The 16,918-nt window shown below is 53.2% G+C and carries 18 protein-coding genes and 4 tRNA genes; 18 read left to right on the top strand and 4 right to left on the bottom strand.

What is annotated here, in order from left to right:
* Positions 1-68 precede the first annotated feature (68 nt).
* The 12 genes from recA to luxS all read left to right on the top strand — a co-directional run bounded on the left by recA (position 69) and on the right by luxS (position 9,313).
* Entirely contained in the window at positions 69-1,133 is a 1,065-nt protein-coding gene (gene recA / locus IMQ33_RS14420) for a recombinase RecA (protein WP_196062265.1), read from the top strand.
* Positions 1,134-1,191: 58 nt separating this feature from the next.
* Positions 1,192-1,725 (top strand): recombination regulator RecX, encoded by a 534-nt coding sequence (gene recX / locus IMQ33_RS14415; RefSeq protein ID WP_065686950.1) that lies wholly within the window; start codon positions 1,192-1,194, stop codon positions 1,723-1,725.
* A gap of 131 nt (positions 1,726-1,856) precedes the next feature.
* Positions 1,857-4,484: an alanine--tRNA ligase gene (gene alaS / locus IMQ33_RS14410; RefSeq protein WP_065686949.1), complete on the top strand. Its 2,628-nt coding sequence runs from the start codon at positions 1,857-1,859 to the stop codon at positions 4,482-4,484.
* Between the two features lie 254 nt (positions 4,485-4,738).
* On the top strand, positions 4,739-4,924 hold the full coding sequence (gene csrA / locus IMQ33_RS14405; RefSeq protein WP_004091602.1) for a carbon storage regulator CsrA: 186 nt from the start codon (positions 4,739-4,741) through the stop codon (positions 4,922-4,924).
* Positions 4,925-5,256: 332 nt separating this feature from the next.
* Positions 5,257-5,349: transfer RNA gene (locus IMQ33_RS14400), tRNA-Ser, on the top strand.
* 3 nt (positions 5,350-5,352) lie between these two features.
* A tRNA-Arg gene (locus IMQ33_RS14395) sits at positions 5,353-5,429 on the top strand.
* 61 nt (positions 5,430-5,490) lie between these two features.
* Positions 5,491-5,567 (top strand) — tRNA-Arg (locus IMQ33_RS14390).
* A 51-nt stretch (positions 5,568-5,618) separates the two neighbouring features.
* Positions 5,619-5,695 (top strand) — tRNA-Arg (locus tag IMQ33_RS14385).
* Between the two features lie 302 nt (positions 5,696-5,997).
* On the top strand, positions 5,998-6,564 hold the full coding sequence (gene yqaB, locus IMQ33_RS14380) for a fructose-1-phosphate/6-phosphogluconate phosphatase (RefSeq protein WP_065686948.1): 567 nt from the start codon (positions 5,998-6,000) through the stop codon (positions 6,562-6,564).
* Complete coding sequence (locus tag IMQ33_RS14375; RefSeq protein ID WP_024530730.1) at positions 6,561-6,989, top strand: YqaA family protein; 429 nt, start codon at positions 6,561-6,563, stop codon at positions 6,987-6,989. The genes yqaB and IMQ33_RS14375 overlap by 4 nt, the downstream gene beginning before the upstream one ends.
* Positions 6,990-7,070: 81 nt before the next feature.
* Positions 7,071-8,633, top strand: coding sequence for a glutamate--cysteine ligase (gene gshA / locus IMQ33_RS14370; RefSeq protein WP_065686947.1), 1,563 nt, complete (start codon positions 7,071-7,073; stop codon positions 8,631-8,633).
* A 164-nt stretch (positions 8,634-8,797) separates the two neighbouring features.
* Entirely contained in the window at positions 8,798-9,313 is a 516-nt protein-coding gene (luxS, locus tag IMQ33_RS14365; protein ID WP_021182180.1) for an S-ribosylhomocysteine lyase, read from the top strand.
* A 60-nt stretch (positions 9,314-9,373) separates the two neighbouring features.
* Here the strand turns inward: luxS and IMQ33_RS14360 are convergent, their stop codons facing one another.
* Together IMQ33_RS14360 and IMQ33_RS14355 are read right to left on the bottom strand one after the other, a co-directional pair.
* The gene (locus tag IMQ33_RS14360) at positions 9,374-10,663 is read right to left on the bottom strand and encodes an HlyC/CorC family transporter (RefSeq protein ID WP_065686946.1); all 1,290 of its coding nucleotides are present in this window, start codon (positions 10,661-10,663) and stop codon (positions 9,374-9,376) included.
* A gap of 64 nt (positions 10,664-10,727) precedes the next feature.
* Positions 10,728-11,522, bottom strand: coding sequence for an inner membrane protein YpjD (locus tag IMQ33_RS14355; protein WP_024530732.1), 795 nt, complete (start codon positions 11,520-11,522; stop codon positions 10,728-10,730).
* 166 nt (positions 11,523-11,688) lie between these two features.
* On the opposite strand from IMQ33_RS14355, the gene ffh reads away from it, so the two are divergent.
* The 6 genes from ffh (at position 11,689) to IMQ33_RS14325 (ending at position 15,884) form a co-directional block, all read left to right on the top strand.
* Complete coding sequence (ffh, locus tag IMQ33_RS14350; protein ID WP_021182183.1) at positions 11,689-13,050, top strand: signal recognition particle protein; 1,362 nt, start codon at positions 11,689-11,691, stop codon at positions 13,048-13,050.
* Between the two features lie 214 nt (positions 13,051-13,264).
* Positions 13,265-13,513, top strand: coding sequence for a 30S ribosomal protein S16 (gene rpsP / locus IMQ33_RS14345; protein WP_004932501.1), 249 nt, complete (start codon positions 13,265-13,267; stop codon positions 13,511-13,513).
* 18 nt (positions 13,514-13,531) lie between these two features.
* Positions 13,532-14,080, top strand: a complete 549-nt coding sequence (gene rimM, locus IMQ33_RS14340; RefSeq protein WP_021182184.1) for a ribosome maturation factor RimM — start codon at positions 13,532-13,534, stop codon at positions 14,078-14,080.
* Between the two features lie 52 nt (positions 14,081-14,132).
* Entirely contained in the window at positions 14,133-14,876 is a 744-nt protein-coding gene (gene trmD, locus IMQ33_RS14335; RefSeq protein WP_021182185.1) for a tRNA (guanosine(37)-N1)-methyltransferase TrmD, read from the top strand.
* Between the two features lie 77 nt (positions 14,877-14,953).
* Positions 14,954-15,310, top strand: a complete 357-nt coding sequence (rplS, locus tag IMQ33_RS14330; RefSeq protein ID WP_024485183.1) for a 50S ribosomal protein L19 — start codon at positions 14,954-14,956, stop codon at positions 15,308-15,310.
* 193 nt (positions 15,311-15,503) lie between these two features.
* Positions 15,504-15,884, top strand: a complete 381-nt coding sequence (locus IMQ33_RS14325) for a VOC family protein (protein ID WP_065686945.1) — start codon at positions 15,504-15,506, stop codon at positions 15,882-15,884.
* Here the strand turns inward: IMQ33_RS14325 and IMQ33_RS14320 are convergent.
* Entirely contained in the window at positions 15,881-16,528 is a 648-nt protein-coding gene (locus tag IMQ33_RS14320; RefSeq protein WP_186530927.1) for a helix-turn-helix domain-containing protein, read from the bottom strand. The genes IMQ33_RS14325 and IMQ33_RS14320 overlap by 4 nt on opposite strands.
* A 120-nt stretch (positions 16,529-16,648) precedes the next feature.
* Complete coding sequence (locus IMQ33_RS14315) at positions 16,649-16,867, bottom strand: ogr/Delta-like zinc finger family protein (RefSeq protein ID WP_025120391.1); 219 nt, start codon at positions 16,865-16,867, stop codon at positions 16,649-16,651.
* Between the last annotated feature and the right edge of the window lie 51 nt (positions 16,868-16,918).

Below are 16,918 nucleotides of genomic sequence, written 5' to 3'. Positions count from 1 at the left end.
ATTTCCTGCACAACATACATTCAGCGGCAATGTGAGTCACTCTGACATTGCGCAACGAAGGAGCAAAAATGGCTATTGATGAGAACAAGCAAAAGGCGTTAGCTGCAGCACTGGGCCAGATTGAGAAACAGTTCGGCAAAGGCTCCATCATGCGTCTGGGTGAAGACCGCTCCATGGACGTAGAAACGATCTCCACCGGCTCGCTGTCACTCGATATCGCACTGGGCGCAGGCGGCCTGCCAATGGGCCGTATCGTCGAGATTTATGGCCCGGAATCCTCCGGTAAAACCACCCTGACTCTGCAAGTTATTGCCGCTGCGCAGCGCGAAGGTAAAACCTGTGCGTTTATCGATGCCGAACATGCGCTGGATCCTATCTACGCCAAGAAACTGGGCGTGGATATCGACAATCTGCTGTGTTCTCAGCCGGATACCGGTGAGCAGGCGCTGGAAATTTGTGATGCGCTGACCCGTTCCGGCGCGGTTGACGTCATCATCGTCGACTCCGTAGCGGCGCTGACGCCGAAGGCGGAAATCGAAGGCGAAATCGGTGACTCACATATGGGGCTGGCGGCACGAATGATGAGCCAGGCCATGCGTAAATTGGCCGGTAACCTGAAGAACGCCAACACCTTGCTGATCTTCATCAACCAGATCCGTATGAAAATTGGCGTGATGTTCGGTAACCCGGAAACCACCACCGGGGGTAACGCCCTGAAGTTCTACGCTTCTGTCCGTCTGGATATCCGCCGTATCGGTGCGATCAAAGAAGGTGATGAAGTTATCGGCAGCGAAACCCGCGTGAAAGTGGTGAAGAACAAAATCGCTGCGCCGTTCAAACAGGCAGAGTTCCAGATCCTGTATGGCGAAGGGATCAACAGCCGTGGCGAATTGGTCGATCTGGGTGTGAAACACAAGATGATCGAGAAGGCCGGTGCCTGGTACAGCTACAACGGTGATAAGATTGGTCAGGGTAAGTCCAATGCCTGTAACTTCCTGAAAGAAAACCCGGCCATTGCTGCGGAACTGGATAAAAAACTGCGTGACCTGTTGCTGCACAGCAATGGTGAACCGGCTGCTGCCAGTGCCGAGAAGGCCGATGACAACGAAGCAGAAACCAGCGAAGAGTTTTAATCTTTGCCGGTGGGTATACGCCCCTTAGGGCGTATACCGATCACCAAGGCTTGCAGATATGAATGATGTAGGTTCCCAATCTGTTGGTAATCAGCAAAATACGTTGATTAGCCGTGCGATGCGGCTATTGTCACAACGCGATCATAGTGAAGCCGAACTGCGCCGCAAACTTGCGGCGCCGCCATTTATGGCGAACGCCAGATTCGGTAGCAAATCCCCTACAACTCCCCCCGAAGAACCCGTCGATCCCGCAATCATTGAACAGGTTATTAGCTATTGCTACCAGCATAACTGGCTGGACGATCGGCGTTTCGCCAATAGCTTTATCGCCAGCCGCAGCCGCAAGGGATATGGCGCGCAACGCATTCGCTCAGAACTGATGCAAAAGGGCGTGGATAAAGAGATGGTGCAGGATGCCTTGGCAGAATGCGAAATCGACTGGTGTGAGCAAGCCAGGGAGATCGCGCTGCGCAAATTTGGCGATCCGTTACCGGTAGAATGGAAAGAGAAAGCCAAGGTGTTGCGCTATCTGCTCTATCGCGGCTTCTTCCAGGAAGAAATTCAGTCGATTTACCGTGATTTTGAGCAATGAATGCACACGGCGTTTTACTTCCCCCCGAAGAAAATTTATCTTATCCCCACATTTAGTTCGTGAGCCAGAGGATATCGTCAGGATGTCGAGCCTCTTTCACGCATCGTTATTCTAGTCTTTCCGGGAAAATTATGAGCAAGAGCACCGCTGAGATCCGTCAAGCGTTTCTCGATTTCTTTCATAGTAAAGGCCACCAGGTTGTAGCAAGCAGCTCCCTGGTACCTAACAATGATCCGACATTGCTGTTTACCAATGCCGGCATGAACCAATTTAAAGACGTTTTCCTGGGGCTGGACAAGCGCGCCTACTCGCGTGCCACCACTTCACAACGTTGCGTGCGTGCCGGTGGCAAGCACAACGACCTGGAGAACGTCGGCTATACCGCCCGTCACCATACTTTCTTTGAAATGTTGGGCAACTTTAGCTTCGGTGACTATTTCAAGCACGATGCCATCAGCTACGCGTGGGAACTACTGACCGGTGAAAACTGGTTTAACCTACCGAAAGAAAAGCTGTGGGTCACCGTCTATGAAACCGATGACGAAGCTTTCGACATCTGGCAGAAGCAGATTGGCGTGCCTGCGGAACGTATCATCCGCATCGGCGATAACAAAGGCGCGGCCTTTGCTTCCGATAACTTCTGGCAGATGGGCGACACCGGCCCATGCGGCCCGTGCACCGAGATCTTCTTCGATCACGGTGACCATATCTGGGGTGGCCCTCCGGGTAGCCCGGAAGAAGATGGCGATCGCTATATCGAGATCTGGAACATCGTGTTCATGCAGTTCAACCGCCAGTCTGATGGCACCATGCTGCCGTTGCCGAAGCCTTCGGTGGATACCGGTATGGGCCTCGAGCGTATCGCTGCGGTGCTGCAACATGTCAATTCCAACTACGAAATCGATCTGTTCACCACTCTGATTGCCGCCGTCGCTAAACTGACCGGCGCAACCGATATGGGTAACAAGTCGCTGCGCGTGATTGCGGACCATATCCGTTCTTGTGCTTTCCTGATCGCCGATGGTGTGATCCCGTCGAATGAAAACCGTGGCTACGTGCTGCGCCGTATCATTCGCCGCGCGATCCGTCATGGCAACATGTTGGGCGCGAAGGATACCTTCTTCTACAAGCTGGTTGCTCCGTTGATCGAAGTGATGGGCCCGGCTGCCGAAGAACTGAAACGTCAGCAGGCACAGGTTGAGCAGGTACTGAAATCCGAAGAAGAACAGTTTGCTCGTACGCTGGAGCGCGGTTTGGCGCTGCTGGATGACGAACTGGCCAAGCTGCAGGGCGATACCCTGGATGGCGAAACGGCATTCCGTTTGTATGATACCTACGGTTTCCCGGTGGATCTGACCGCCGACGTCTGCCGTGAGCGTGGCCTTAAGGTTGATGAGCAAGGCTTTGAGCTGGCGATGGAGGCTCAACGCCGCCGTGCGCGTGAGTCCAGCGGTTTTGGCGCGGACTACAACAGCCTGATCCGTGTTGACGGCGCAAGCCAGTTCAATGGTTACGATCGCGAAGAGCAACAGGCGAAAGTGACCGCTCTGTTCCGTGATGGTCAGCCGGTGGATGAGATCCATGCGGGTGAAGAGGCCGTGGTGGTGTTGGACGAAACGCCATTCTATGGCGAATCGGGTGGCCAGGTTGGCGATAAAGGCGTGCTGAAAGCGGCCGGTAGTGAATTCGTAGTGAGCGATGCGCAGAAATATGGCCAGGCTATCGGTCACCTGGGCAAGCTGGCTAGCGGTTCGCTGAAGCTGAATGACCGCGTTGATGCGGTGATCGACAGCGAACGCCGTAACCGTATCCGCCTGAACCACTCCGCTACTCACCTGCTGCATGCGGCATTGCGCCAGATCCTGGGGGAGCACGTAGCGCAAAAAGGCTCGTTGGTTAACGACAAGTACCTGCGTTTTGACTTCTCGCACTCCGAAGCGATGAAACCAGAACAAATCCGCGCGGTAGAAGATTTGGTTAACCAGCAGATCCGTCGTAACCTGTCGGTGCAGACCGAAGTGATGGCGTTGGATGATGCCAAAGAGAAGGGCGCGATGGCACTGTTTGGCGAGAAGTACGATGACCACGTGCGTGTTTTGACTATGGGCGATTTCTCTACCGAACTGTGTGGCGGTACGCATGCCAACCGTACCGGTGACATCGGCCTGTTCCGCATCCAAAGTGAGTCTGGTACCGCAGCCGGTATCCGTCGTATTGAAGCTGTGACGGGTGAAGGGGCGATAGCGACCTTGCATCAACAGAGTGACTTGTTACAGGATGTTGCTCACCTGGTGAAGGGTGACAGCAATAACCTGAGTGATAAGGTGCGTGCGGTGCTCGATCGCACTCGTGCGCTGGAAAAAGAACTGCAACAGCTGAAAGACCAGCAAGCTGCGCAGGAAAGTGCTTCACTGTCGAGTCAAGCCAAACTGGTCAATGGCGTGAAGCTGTTGGTCAGTCAGTTGGATAACGTAGAGCCGAAGATCATGCGTACCATGGTTGACGATCTTAAAAATCAGCTGGGTTCTGCGATCATCGTGTTGGCCACGGTGGAAGAAGGCAAAGTCAGCCTGATTGCGGGTGTTACCAAAGATCTGACCGACCGGGTTAAGGCCGGCGAGCTGATCGGCAACATCGCACAGCAGGTTGGCGGCAAGGGCGGTGGACGCCCTGATATGGCAATGGCTGGGGGCAGTGATGCCAGCGCCTTGCCTGCGGCATTAAACAGCGTAGAGGCCTGGGTGGCCGCGAAACTGTGAATATAAATAAATAGGCGCGTTACTGACGCCGTAAGCCACTGTGGCTTATGGCGTTTTTAGACTGTGCTAACACAATGTAGTGACAATTGCGGGAACAAAGTTTTCCAGGTCGGCTAAACTTATTCTTAATCTGGAGTGACACCAAGTCTGCTTACATTTATTGTGGGTTCTTGACTTACGTTTTCACTGCATATAATGGATAATGGCGGGGAAACTGAGAGACCCGACTCTTTTAATCTTTCAAGGAGCAAAGAATGTTAATTCTGACTCGTCGAGTTGGTGAAACCCTCATGATTGGCGATGAGGTTACGGTCACAGTGCTAGGGGTTAAAGGCAACCAAGTTCGTATTGGTGTGAATGCCCCCAAAGAGGTGTCTGTTCACCGCGAAGAAATCTACCAGCGCATCCAGGCCGAGAAGTCTCAACAGACGACTTACTGATTTCTAAGTAGCGTCTCGTTTTATAACGAGACGCTTCTTGCTTTTCTTGACCCGCTTTCCTCCTTCTTTTCACACTTGTTGTCATCTCCCCCACTTTTTTGCCAATAATCTTTCTCCTGCGATCAAACTCTTATCCGCGGTAGCACGGCATTTTCTTGTTGATAAAGCACTCTTTTTGCCGCGAAATCACCCATGTTGCCTGTGATTTGTGCAAACGCGCAAGAGTTGGGAAAAATTGTTTGACTTATAAACCCACGAAAGTAATATGTGCGCCACGCAGTGCCGATGAGCTTCTCTAAAGCAAGTTAGGCACGATTCGCAAGAAGCGTACTGGTGAGGTGGCCGAGAGGCTGAAGGCGCTCCCCTGCTAAGGGAGTATGCGGTCAAAAGCTGCATCCGGGGTTCGAATCCCCGCCTCACCGCCATTTGCATCCATAGCTCAGCTGGATAGAGTACTCGGCTACGAACCGAGCGGTCGGAGGTTCGAATCCTCCTGGATGCACCATATTTTGCAGTATGGTGGGGTAGTAACGACATACCATACGGTATCAAAAAAGAATTCCTGTGCATCCATAGCTCAGCTGGATAGAGTACTCGGCTACGAACCGAGCGGTCGGAGGTTCGAATCCTCCTGGATGCACCATTCTTCAAGTGAAGTTTCACGGAACGAAACCCATCGCTAAAAAATAAAACTGCATCCATAGCTCAGCTGGATAGAGTACTCGGCTACGAACCGAGCGGTCGGAGGTTCGAATCCTCCTGGATGCACCATATTATAATGTACTTATCGCAAACGCTAATTTGTAGATAGAGACAATATGGAAGGTAGCAGTAGGAAGGAAAACGTTGCACTGCAACGGGCGAAGCGCAGGATTGCGCTGAATAGTCCTCCTGGATGCACCATTTTATAGAGAAACCCGCTTCGGCGGGTTTTTCGTTTTCTGCTTTCCAACTTCCGTCTTTGCTTCTTATAAGCTCTCTTCTACACCGCATTTTCCGTCATGCTCTGGCAGCGACAACCTTCCGGCTTTACGCTAAAGTAGCTTTCTTTGCTCAATGGTCATGGAGTCACGATGTACGATCGCTATCAGGGTCTGATCTTCGACATGGACGGTACCATTCTGGACACCGAGCCGACGCATCTCAAGGCGTGGCACGAGGTGTTGGCACGTTACGGAATGAAGTTTGATGCGGCCGCCATGACAGGGCTGAACGGCTCACCTACCTGGCGCATTGCTCAGGCGGTGATTGCCGCACATCAGGCCGATCTCGATCCTCATCAGCTGGCCGCCGAGAAAACCCGCGCGGTAGAAAGCATGCTATTAGACACGGTGCGTCCGTTACCGCTGATTGAGGTGGTGAAGTCTTATCATGGCCGCCGTCCCATGGCGGTAGGGACGGGCAGTGAGCACCGGATGGCGGAGATGTTGCTGCGTCATTTAGGGCTGCTCGACTGCTTTGATGCCATCGTCGGGGCTGATGATGTTCAACGCCACAAGCCGGAGCCGGATACCTTCCTGCGCTGTGCGGAGTTGATCGGCGTACCTCCTGAACACTGCGTGGTGTTTGAAGATGCCGATTTCGGCATTCAGGCCGCCAGAAGCGCCAATATGGCTGTGGTAGACGTTCGCACGCTGTGAGTAGTACGCTGGCGGTCATGTCGCTGTTTGGCAGCAGCTTCCTTAGTGCGACGCTGTTGCCTGGCAATTCAGAGATCGTGTTGGTTGCGTTGTTGACCAACAGCAGCGCTTCACCAGGTTTACTGGTGCTGGCTGCAACGTTGGGAAATACCCTGGGTGGGTTGACCAACGTCATTATCGGGCGCCTGTTACCGGCGTTGAAACCACAACGCGGGCTGGAAACGGCTCTTGGTTGGTTACAACGCTTTGGCCCGGCTGCGCTGTTGCTCAGTTGGGTGCCGGTTGTGGGCGATTTATTGTGCGTGTTGGCAGGCTGGCTGCGCATGCCATGGGGCGCCGTTACGCTGTTTCTGTGTATCGGAAAAGCGTTGCGTTACATCATCTTGACGATGATTACGCTGCAGGGTATCGCCTGGTGGCATTAACCAAGTGAATATAACTCAATATTCTCTAGGGAGCGGATTCAGTATGCTTACAGCTATCGTTTTTAGAAGCGGGAGGTCAATTTGATCCCGGACGTATCACAGGCGCTTTCTTGGTTGGAAGCCCACCCTCATGCATTAAAAGGGATCCGGCGCGGTATTGAGCGTGAAACACTGCGGGTAACCGCGGATGGCACGCTTGCCAGTACGGGTCATCCAGAACAACTGGGGGCGGCATTAACGCACCATTGGATCACCACGGACTTTGCCGAGGCGCTGCTAGAATTTATTACACCGGTTGATGATGACCTCGATCACTTGCTGACGTTCCTGCGCGATATCCATCGTCACGTGGCGCGCAATCTGGGTGATGAGCGCATGTGGCCGTTGAGCATGCCGTGCTTTATCAACGCCGAGCAGGATATCGAACTGGCGCAATTTGGCACCTCCAACATTGGCCGGATGAAAACGCTGTACCGTGAAGGGTTGAAGAACCGCTACGGCGCGTTGATGCAAACCATTTCCGGGGTGCACTACAACTTCTCTCTGCCGCTGGAGTTTTGGCAGGCGTGGGCTGGCGTTGAGGATGAAGAGAGTGGCAAAGAGCAGATCTCTGCGGGATATTTCCGCCTGATCCGCAACTACTACCGCTTTGGTTGGGTGATCCCATATCTGTTCGGGGCATCGCCAGCCATCTGTTCCTCGTTCCTCAAAGGCCGGGAAACCGATTTGCCGTTTGAGCGCAATGAACGGGGCATGTGCTATTTGCCTTATGCCACCTCGCTGCGCCTGAGCGATCTGGGCTATACCAATAAGTCGCAGAGCAATCTGGGCATTACCTTTAACGATCTGCAAACCTATGTGCAAGGTCTGAAACGCGCTATTGCGACGCCTTCAGAAGACTATGCCAAGCTGGGAGTGAAAGAGGGCGATCGTTATCTGCAACTTAACAGCAACGTGTTGCAGATCGAAAACGAACTCTATGCCCCGATCCGGCCAAAACGCGTCACCCACAGCGGTGAGACACCGTCAGATGCGCTGTTACGCGGCGGTATCGAATATATCGAGGTGCGCTCGCTGGACATCAACCCATTCTCGCCAATCGGTGTGGATGCGGTGCAGGCGCGTTTCCTGGATCTGTTCCTGGTGTGGTGCGTATTGGCGGATGCGCCAGAAATGAGCAGCGATGAGTTGCTATGCACTCGTAAAAACTGGAACCGGGTGATCCTGGAAGGGCGTAAACCAGGCCAAACCATTGGCATCGGCTGTAACGATACTCGTGAACCGTTGGATAAAGTCGGCAAAGCGCTGTTTGGCGATCTGAAGCGCGTGGCCGAAGTGTTGGATAGCGAAGCGGGCGATCGACAATATCAGCAGGTGTGTGAACAACTGGTGGCGGCGTTTGACGATCCGGAGCTGACGTTCTCGGCCCGTATCCTCAAGGAAATGAAAGCGCAAGGCACCGGTAACGTTGGCCTGGAACTGGCGGAAAAATATCGCAAAATGCTGATTGCGGAGCCGTTGGAGCTGCTGACCGAAGAGCAACTCGCTCAGGAGCAGCAAGCCTCGTGGCAGCGCCAGCGCGACATAGAAGCCAGTGATACGCTAAGCTTTGAACAGTTCCTGAAGGAAAACGGCGGGGGCTGAAAAAGAAAAAGGCCACATCACTGTGGCCAAATACACATCTCTGAAAACAGTGATGATGATAACAAATGCGCGTCTTTCATAGATTAAGACCCGCAGGGTTGGAAAAGGTTTCATCGGTACGAAAAAAGTTTCGAAATAAATTCATTTTACCAAGAGGTGATGACATGCCACTGCTGGATAGCTTTACCGTAGATCATACTCGCATGGCGGCGCCGGCTGTCCGCGTTGCTAAAACCATGCAAACCCCTCATGGGGATACCATCACCGTATTCGATCTGCGTTTCTGTCGCCCAAATCTGGAAGTGATGCCAGAGCGTGGGATCCATACCTTGGAACATCTGTTCGCTGGCTTCATGCGCGACCATCTGAACGGCAACGGCGTGGAGATCATCGATATCTCGCCAATGGGCTGCCGTACTGGTTTTTATATGAGCCTGATTGGCGTACCGGAAGAGCAGCGCGTGGCCGATGCCTGGCAAGCCGCGATGGCTGACGTCTTGAAGGTGACTGACCAGCGCAAGATCCCTGAACTCAATGAGTTCCAATGCGGTACCTACCATATGCACTCGCTGGAAGAGGCGCAGGAAATTGCCAAGCATATTCTTGAGCACGGCGTGGTAGTGAACCATAACGAAGAGCTGGCGCTGCCGAAAGATAAGCTGCAAGAGTTGCACATCTAGATTCGGTGCAAAAACGCAGTGAAAAAAAGACGCGAAAGCGTCTTTTTCTTTGGCTTGTATCTAGTGGTTCTGCACGCTGGCCTGTAAGGATTTTATCGGCGTGACGCGCACCTGCTTGATCATATTGTCCTGCACGTCGAGGATATCAATATCATAGTGGCTGATGCGCACCCTGGTCCCGATGCTGGGGATCTCTTCCAGCTCTTCAAGCAGCATGCCGTTGATGGTTCTGGCCTCGGTGGCTGGCAGCGTCCAGTTGAAGGCCTTGTTCAGCTCACGCACGTTGGCACTGCCGTCGATCAGTACCGAGCCATCGCTCTGTGGATTGACTTCCTCCGCCAGCGTAGGTGACATTGAGGTGGTGAAGTCGCCGACGATTTCTTCGAGGATATCCTCAACCGTCACCAGCCCCTGGATATCACCATACTCATCGACCACGATGCCGACCTTCTCTTTGTTACGCTGGAATTTCACCAGTTGAACGTTGAGTGGCGTGCCCTCTGGCACGTAGTAGATCTCATCGGCCGCCCGCAGCAGGTTCTCTTTGTTGAACTCTTTTTTCTCGGTCATCAGCCGGTAGGCTTCGCGTACGCGCAGCATGCTGATGGAGTCGTCCAGTGAATCGCGGTACAACACGATGCGGCCATGTGGGGAGTGTGTCAGCTGGCGCATGATCGATTTCCAGTCGTCGTTGATATCAATCCCGACGATCTCATTGCGCGGCACCATGATGTCTTCCACCGTCACCTTCTCCAGATCCAGCACAGAAATCAGCATGTCCTGATTACGGCGCGAAATCTTCGACTGGGACTCGTTTACAATGGTGCGCAGCTCCTCTTTGCTCAACGCGCCGCTGATACGTACGTTGGTGCGAATGCCGAAAATCCGCAGCACCAGGGTGGTAATGCCATTGAGCAGCCACACCAGTGGGAACATGACTTTTTGCAGCGGGGCCAGCAGGAAGCTGCTAGGGAAGGCAATTCGTTCAGGATAGAGAGCGGCAAAGGTTTTGGGTAACACTTCGGCGAACAGCAGCACGACAAAGGTCAGCACCCCGGTGGCGATTGCCACACCAATATCGCCATACAGGCGCATCCCGACGATGGTCCCCAGCGCAGAGGCCAGGATATTGACCAGGTTGTTGCCAATCAGCACCAGGCCAATCAGGCGGTCAGGCTTTTGCAGCAGCTTTTCTACCCGGCGTGCGGCGCGGTTGCCTTGTTTGGACAGGTGGCGCAGACGATAGCGGTTGAGCGTCATCATGCCGGTTTCGGATGCTGAAAAATAAGCGGAGACCACGACCATAATCACCAAAATGAAAATGAGGGTCTCTGTCGAAACGTGCTCCAACGCGGTATTCCTTATGTTGGGGGAGAAGAGTGCCTCGGCGGGGCGATGGAGCGCCAGGCCAGACTTAGCGCACCATCATCAGTTCCTGGAGCAGGCGGCTCCCGAAGTAGGCCATGGTAAGCAGAAAAGAGCCGGCAAAGCTGAACCAGACCACGCGGCGGCCACGCCAGCCCTCGTGATAATGGCCCCACAGCAGCACGATATAAACAAACCACGCCATGATGGACAGCACGGCCTTATGCACGTTCTCTTTGCTAAACAGGTTGTCCATATACAGCAGGCCGGTACACAGCGTCAGCGTCAGCAGCACCACACCGATCTGGGTGATATGAAACATCTTACGCTCAATACTCATCAGCGGCGGCATATCGGCACTGAAACTGAGTTTTTTATGTTTCAGCAGGTAATCAAGCCAGGCGAGTTGCAGGGCGTACAGCGTGGCAATAATCAGAGTGGAGTAAGAGAACAGCGCCAGGCCGATATGCACCATCAGTTCCGGGCTGGCTTCCAGATGGGTGATAAACTCCCCAGGCAGAAAGCTGGCAAACGCCAGGTTAATCATTGCAAAGCTGTAGACGATCGGCAGCAGAAACCAGCCGCGATCGCGGGAGGCGACGTAGGTCATCACCGAACAGATAATCAGGCCAACGATGGAGCCGATGTTTAGCAGGCTGAGATTTTGCCCGGCGCTGACGTCAAAAATGCGCTGCTGAAGGGCAATGGCATGGCAGACCAGCGCCACCACGGCCGAGACCAGCGCCAGCCGACGGTATGCGCTATTCTTCCGCAACAAACTGGGAATGATCAGTCCAAGGCTGAGCAGGTAGGCCATCAAAGCCACAAGAGAGAATACTGGCATAGCGTTATTTAGCATCGGCATGGTTAATTGGAATGCCAGTATAACGTTGAGCGGCCCCTACTCCAACCAATCTCCAACGCTGAGGCAGAGATCGTTGTAGCAACGTGTTATAATCGCCGCAATTGTGTCGCCACTGCGGCCTGACTCTTACGTTGAGCATGAGACGATGTTTGAAAATTTAACCGATCGATTGTCGCGCACCCTGCGCAATATCAGCGGCCGCGGGCGGCTGACCGAAGAGAACATTAAAGAAACCCTGCGTGAAGTGCGTATGGCATTGCTGGAAGCGGACGTTGCGCTGCCGGTCGTGCGTGACTTCATCAACCGTGTGAAAGAGAGCGCGGTTGGGCATGAAGTTAACAAAAGCCTGACGCCGGGCCAGGAATTCGTCAAAATCGTCAAGAGCGAGCTGATTGCCGCGATGGGCGAAGTGAACACCGAGCTGAACCTGGCGGCGCAGCCACCGGCGGTGGTGCTGATGGCGGGCCTGCAAGGTGCGGGTAAAACCACCAGCGTGGCCAAGCTCGGCAAGTTCCTGAAAGAAAAGCAGAAGAAAAAAGTCTTGGTGGTTTCTGCCGACGTGTATCGCCCTGCGGCGATCCGGCAGTTGGAAACCCTGGCGGAAGGCGTCGGCATCGACTTCTTCCCGTCGGACGTTAAAGAAAAACCGATCGACATCGTTAACCGTGCGCTGCAACAGGCCAAGCTGAAGTTCTACGACGTGCTGATCGTCGATACCGCGGGCCGCTTGCACGTAGATGAAGCGATGATGGACGAAATCAAACAGGTACATGCGGCGATCAAGCCGGTGGAAACCCTGTTTGTGGTCGACGCCATGACCGGCCAGGATGCGGCCAACACCGCCAAGGCCTTTAACGAAGCGCTGCCGTTGACCGGCGTAGTGTTGACCAAGGTCGATGGTGATGCGCGCGGCGGTGCGGCGTTGTCTATTCGCCACATTACTGGCAAACCGATCAAATTCCTCGGTGTGGGTGAGAAAACCGACGCGCTGGAGCCATTCCATCCGGATCGCGTGGCCTCACGTATTCTCGGCATGGGCGACGTGCTGTCGCTGATCGAAGATATCGAGAGCAAGGTTGACCGCGCCCAGGCGGAAAAACTGGCTAGCAAGCTGAAAAAGGGCGACGGTTTCGATCTGACCGACTTCCTCGACCAGCTTAAGCAGATGCGTAATATGGGCGGTATGGCCAGCATGCTGAGCAAACTGCCGGGCGCTGGCCAACTGCCAGACAACGTCAAATCGCAGATGGATGACAAAGTGCTGGTACGAATGGAGGCGATCATTAACTCAATGACGCTGAAAGAGCGTGCCAAGCCGGAAATTATCAAGGGTTCACGCAAACGTCGTATTGCAATGGGCTCCGGCATGCAGGTGCAGGATGTTAATCGGTTGTTAAAACAATTCGACGATATGCAGCGCATGATGAAAAAGATGAAAAAAGGCGGAATGGCGAAGATGATGCGCGGCATGAAAGGTATGATGCCGCCGGGCTTCCCAGGCCGTTAAAACCACGCCGCAGCAAGGCTGTGGCGGGTTTGCCGATTTACCGATCACGGTAAAACCTGTCCGAGAGTGTGATGGTGCAAAAACGAATTACCGGCAATCTACGCTTTAGATTGCTTTTTGCGCCAAAATGAGTAAAATTTTCGGGCTTTTTATATTGCAACCGGGCCCCGTCCCTCAATGGGGCCCGGCTGTTTTATTAACTAAAGAGGATGTTATGGTAACAATTCGTTTGGCACGTGGCGGCGCTAAAAAGCGTCCGTTCTATCAAGTAGTAGTGACCGACAGCCGCAATGCTCGTGATGGTCGTTTCATCGAGCGTGTAGGTTTCTTCAACCCAATCGCATCTGGTCAGGCTGAAGCACTGCGTCTGGACCTGGATCGCATTGAGCACTGGGTTGGTCTGGGTGCTACCGTTTCTGATCGCGTTCACGCGCTGATCAAAGACGCTAAGAAAGCAGCTTAATCTGTCGCGGTGGTGGCAATGAGCAAGCAACTCAAACCGGTAGCACCTAAGCAGCCGATTGTACTCGGTAAGATGGGGTCTACTTACGGCATCCGTGGTTGGCTCAGAGTGTTTTCATCCACCGAGAACGCCGAAAGCATATTTGACTATCAGCCCTGGTTAATCCAGCGCTCTGGTCAGTGGCAGTTTGTCGAGTTGGAAGACTGGAAACGCCACAGTCAGGATCTGATCATCAAGGTCAAAGGCATTGACGATCGGGATGCTGCGAATTTACTGACCAATTGCGAGATTGTCGTAGATTCCGAGCAGTTGCCTCCGCTGGAAGGCGATGATTACTACTGGAAAGACCTTATGGGCTGCCAGGTAGTCACCACTTCCGGATACGAACTGGGTAAAGTCATCGATATGATGGAAACCGGTTCTAACGACGTAATGGTCGTGCGGGCAAACCTGAAAGATGCATTCGGTATGAAGGAGCGGTTGGTCCCGTTTCTTCATGGGCAGGTTATCAAGAAAGTCGATCTCGCCGCCAAGATTATCGAGGCTGAGTGGGATCCTGGTTTTTGACCTCCGGATTTAATGGTCGAAGCAAGTGGAATAACAAAATGGGGATTGGCTGGTGTTCATTGGTATCGTAAGCCTGTTTCCTGAGATGTTTCGCGCAATCACCGATTACGGGGTAACTAGCCGGGCAGTAAAAAATGGCCTGCTGAGCGTGCAGTGTTGGAGTCCGCGTGACTTCACCTACGACCGGCATCGTACCGTGGACGATCGCCCTTATGGCGGCGGCCCGGGAATGCTGATGATGGTGCAACCCTTGCGGGAAGCTATTCATGCAGCAAAAGCAGCGGCAGGCGAGGGAGCAAAGGTGATTTATCTGTCACCTCAGGGGCGCAAGCTGGATCAAACCGGTGTGCGCGAACTGGCGGCTAACCAGAAGATGATCCTGGTGTGTGGCCGTTACGAAGGGATAGACGAGCGCGTGATCCAAACCGAAATTGACGAAGAATGGTCAATCGGCGATTACGTTCTCAGCGGCGGTGAACTACCGGCAATGACCCTGATCGATTCGGTCGCCCGCTTTATACCGGGTGTTCTGGGCCATCAGGCTTCGGCAGAAGAAGATTCTTTCGCTGAGGGATTGCTGGACTGCCCGCACTATACCCGCCCGGAGGTGTTAGAAGGGATGGAGGTTCCGCCAGTTTTACTGTCGGGCAACCATGCCGAGATACGTCGCTGGCGCTTAAAGCAGTCGCTGGGCCGTACCTGGCTTAGAAGACCTGAACTTCTAGAAAGCCTAGCTCTGACTGACGAGCAAGAGGTGTTGCTGGCCGAGTTCCAACGGGAACATCGGGCTAAGTAACAGGACTATGAAGGGAACGTCTGAGCGTTGTCTCGACGAGACCGATATATCAGTTTACCTAGGGTAAGAGACATATTATGAGCAACATTATTAAGCAAATTGAACAAGAGCAGATGAAGCAAGACGTACCTGCATTCCGTCCGGGTGATTCCGTGGAAGTGAAGGTATGGGTCGTTGAAGGTACCAAAAAACGTCTGCAGGCATTCGAGGGCGTGGTTATCGCTATTCGTAACCGCGGTCTGCACTCTGCATTCACTGTTCGTAAGATTTCCAACGGCGAAGGTGTTGAGCGTGTATTCCAGACTCACTCCCCAGTAATCGACAGCATTACTGTTAAACGTCGTGGTGCCGTTCGTCAAGCCAAACTGTACTACCTGCGTGAACGTACTGGTAAGTCTGCTCGTATCAAAGAGCGTCTGAACCGCGTTAACTAACGCTGCATCCAAAAGTTAATAGTTATAAGGGGGTTACCGTCATGGTAATCCCCTTTTTTTATGGTGCGGGGGAATGGCGTTGCGGTTTGACGATGATGGCTACACTCGTTAACTCGTCTGTCGTTTTTATCCAATACGCGGGAAGGCGGATTTGTGAAACTACCGCCACTGACCACTGAATGGAGCGCCTGCAATGCAATTTGCCTATACGATTTTATATGTTGATAACGTGCAGAAAACGATGGATTTCTATCATCGAGCCTTTGGCTTTGAGATCCATTGTTTGCATGAAAGCGGGGACTGGGGAGAATTGGCTACCGGTGCCACGCGGCTGTCATTTTGCTCAAGAGAGTTGCTGGCTGGGCAGGGCAAAAAGAGCGCTAAAAGTGATTATCATCATCCGGTGTTTGAAATTGCCTTCACTACCGACGATGTGCCGAAAGCGCTGAAAACAGCGTTGGCTGCCGGTGCGGTACTGGTGGAAGATATTCAGCACATGCCCTGGGGGCAAACGATATGCTACGTGGCAGATCCAGAGCATAACCTCGTCGAGATTTGTTCTGCAATGGCTTAATCGTAGCCTTCACCAAACGCCTGTTGCCAATGGGGACTGATACGGAATGCAGCAGGCGTGATCCCTAGCCAGTGTTGGAACTCCCTGTTCATGTGCGATTGATCACAATAGCCACCGTTCAGTGCGATTTCTGTCAGGGAGACACGATCGCAGGCAGTTAGCACTGATGCAGTTCTTCTCATCCGTAATAGACGAAGCCAGAATAACGGGCTCTTGCCGGTTTTGTTCTTCACCAGTCGTTCCAGAGTACGAACGCTGATCCCCAACTCCTGGCTTGCCTGAGTCAGAGAGTTGGCAAGCCGTAACGACTGCAATGTTTCGGCAAGCTGCGTATCCACACGCACGGTATCGTGAATGATGGACCGTAATGTTGGATGGTCCGGTGTTAATCGGCAAGCGTTGAGGTAATGGAATAACTTGCCCTCATCGATAACACAATCTGGCTGAAACCGGAAACCCTCATAATGGTCCCCTGCAGCGCTTTCCACGCCATAGGCACAGGTGTCGATCTCAGTGATCTTCATCTGCTGTTGCCCATTCCTGTCCGTCAGAAAAATTAAATCCCGACAGCCATCAGGAACAACAATTTGCCGTGTCATTTTTGGCGAATGAAAACTCCAGTGTTCCAAGACCAGTTGTTGCATTTGATCTCCCTATCATCTCAAAGACCCGGTTTTCCAAAGCTTACCATCTATTTCCTCTGGTTGGATTATCGTTATTCTGGTGAAACCAAGGGATTACCAGATGGTAACCCCCTTTTTTCATTACATCGCGGCGGCGCGCTGTTTGCCTTCTTGTGGGTGAGGCTGCGCCGGAATGATGTCGCCGGGTGAAACGATGACCCGGGCCACGGATTCATGGGTGGCAAAGGTACAGCTGCAATTAATGTTACGGCATTGGTGATAGCGTTCTTTGGTCGATTCACTCAGATAACGGCTGGAGCGAGTGTGTGCCACGCTACCGCACAGTGGACAATGCATCATAGAGACCCCCTCTTGATAAAACGGTGAAAAACTATTCGTCAGCAATGCTCG

Origin of the sequence: Serratia sp. Res13-Sevr-LER1-36-b, assembly GCF_015673035.1 — a bacterium.
Classification (GTDB): domain Bacteria; phylum Pseudomonadota; class Gammaproteobacteria; order Enterobacterales; family Enterobacteriaceae; genus Chania; species Chania fonticola_C.
This window is presented reverse-complemented; position numbering and strand designations above follow the sequence as displayed.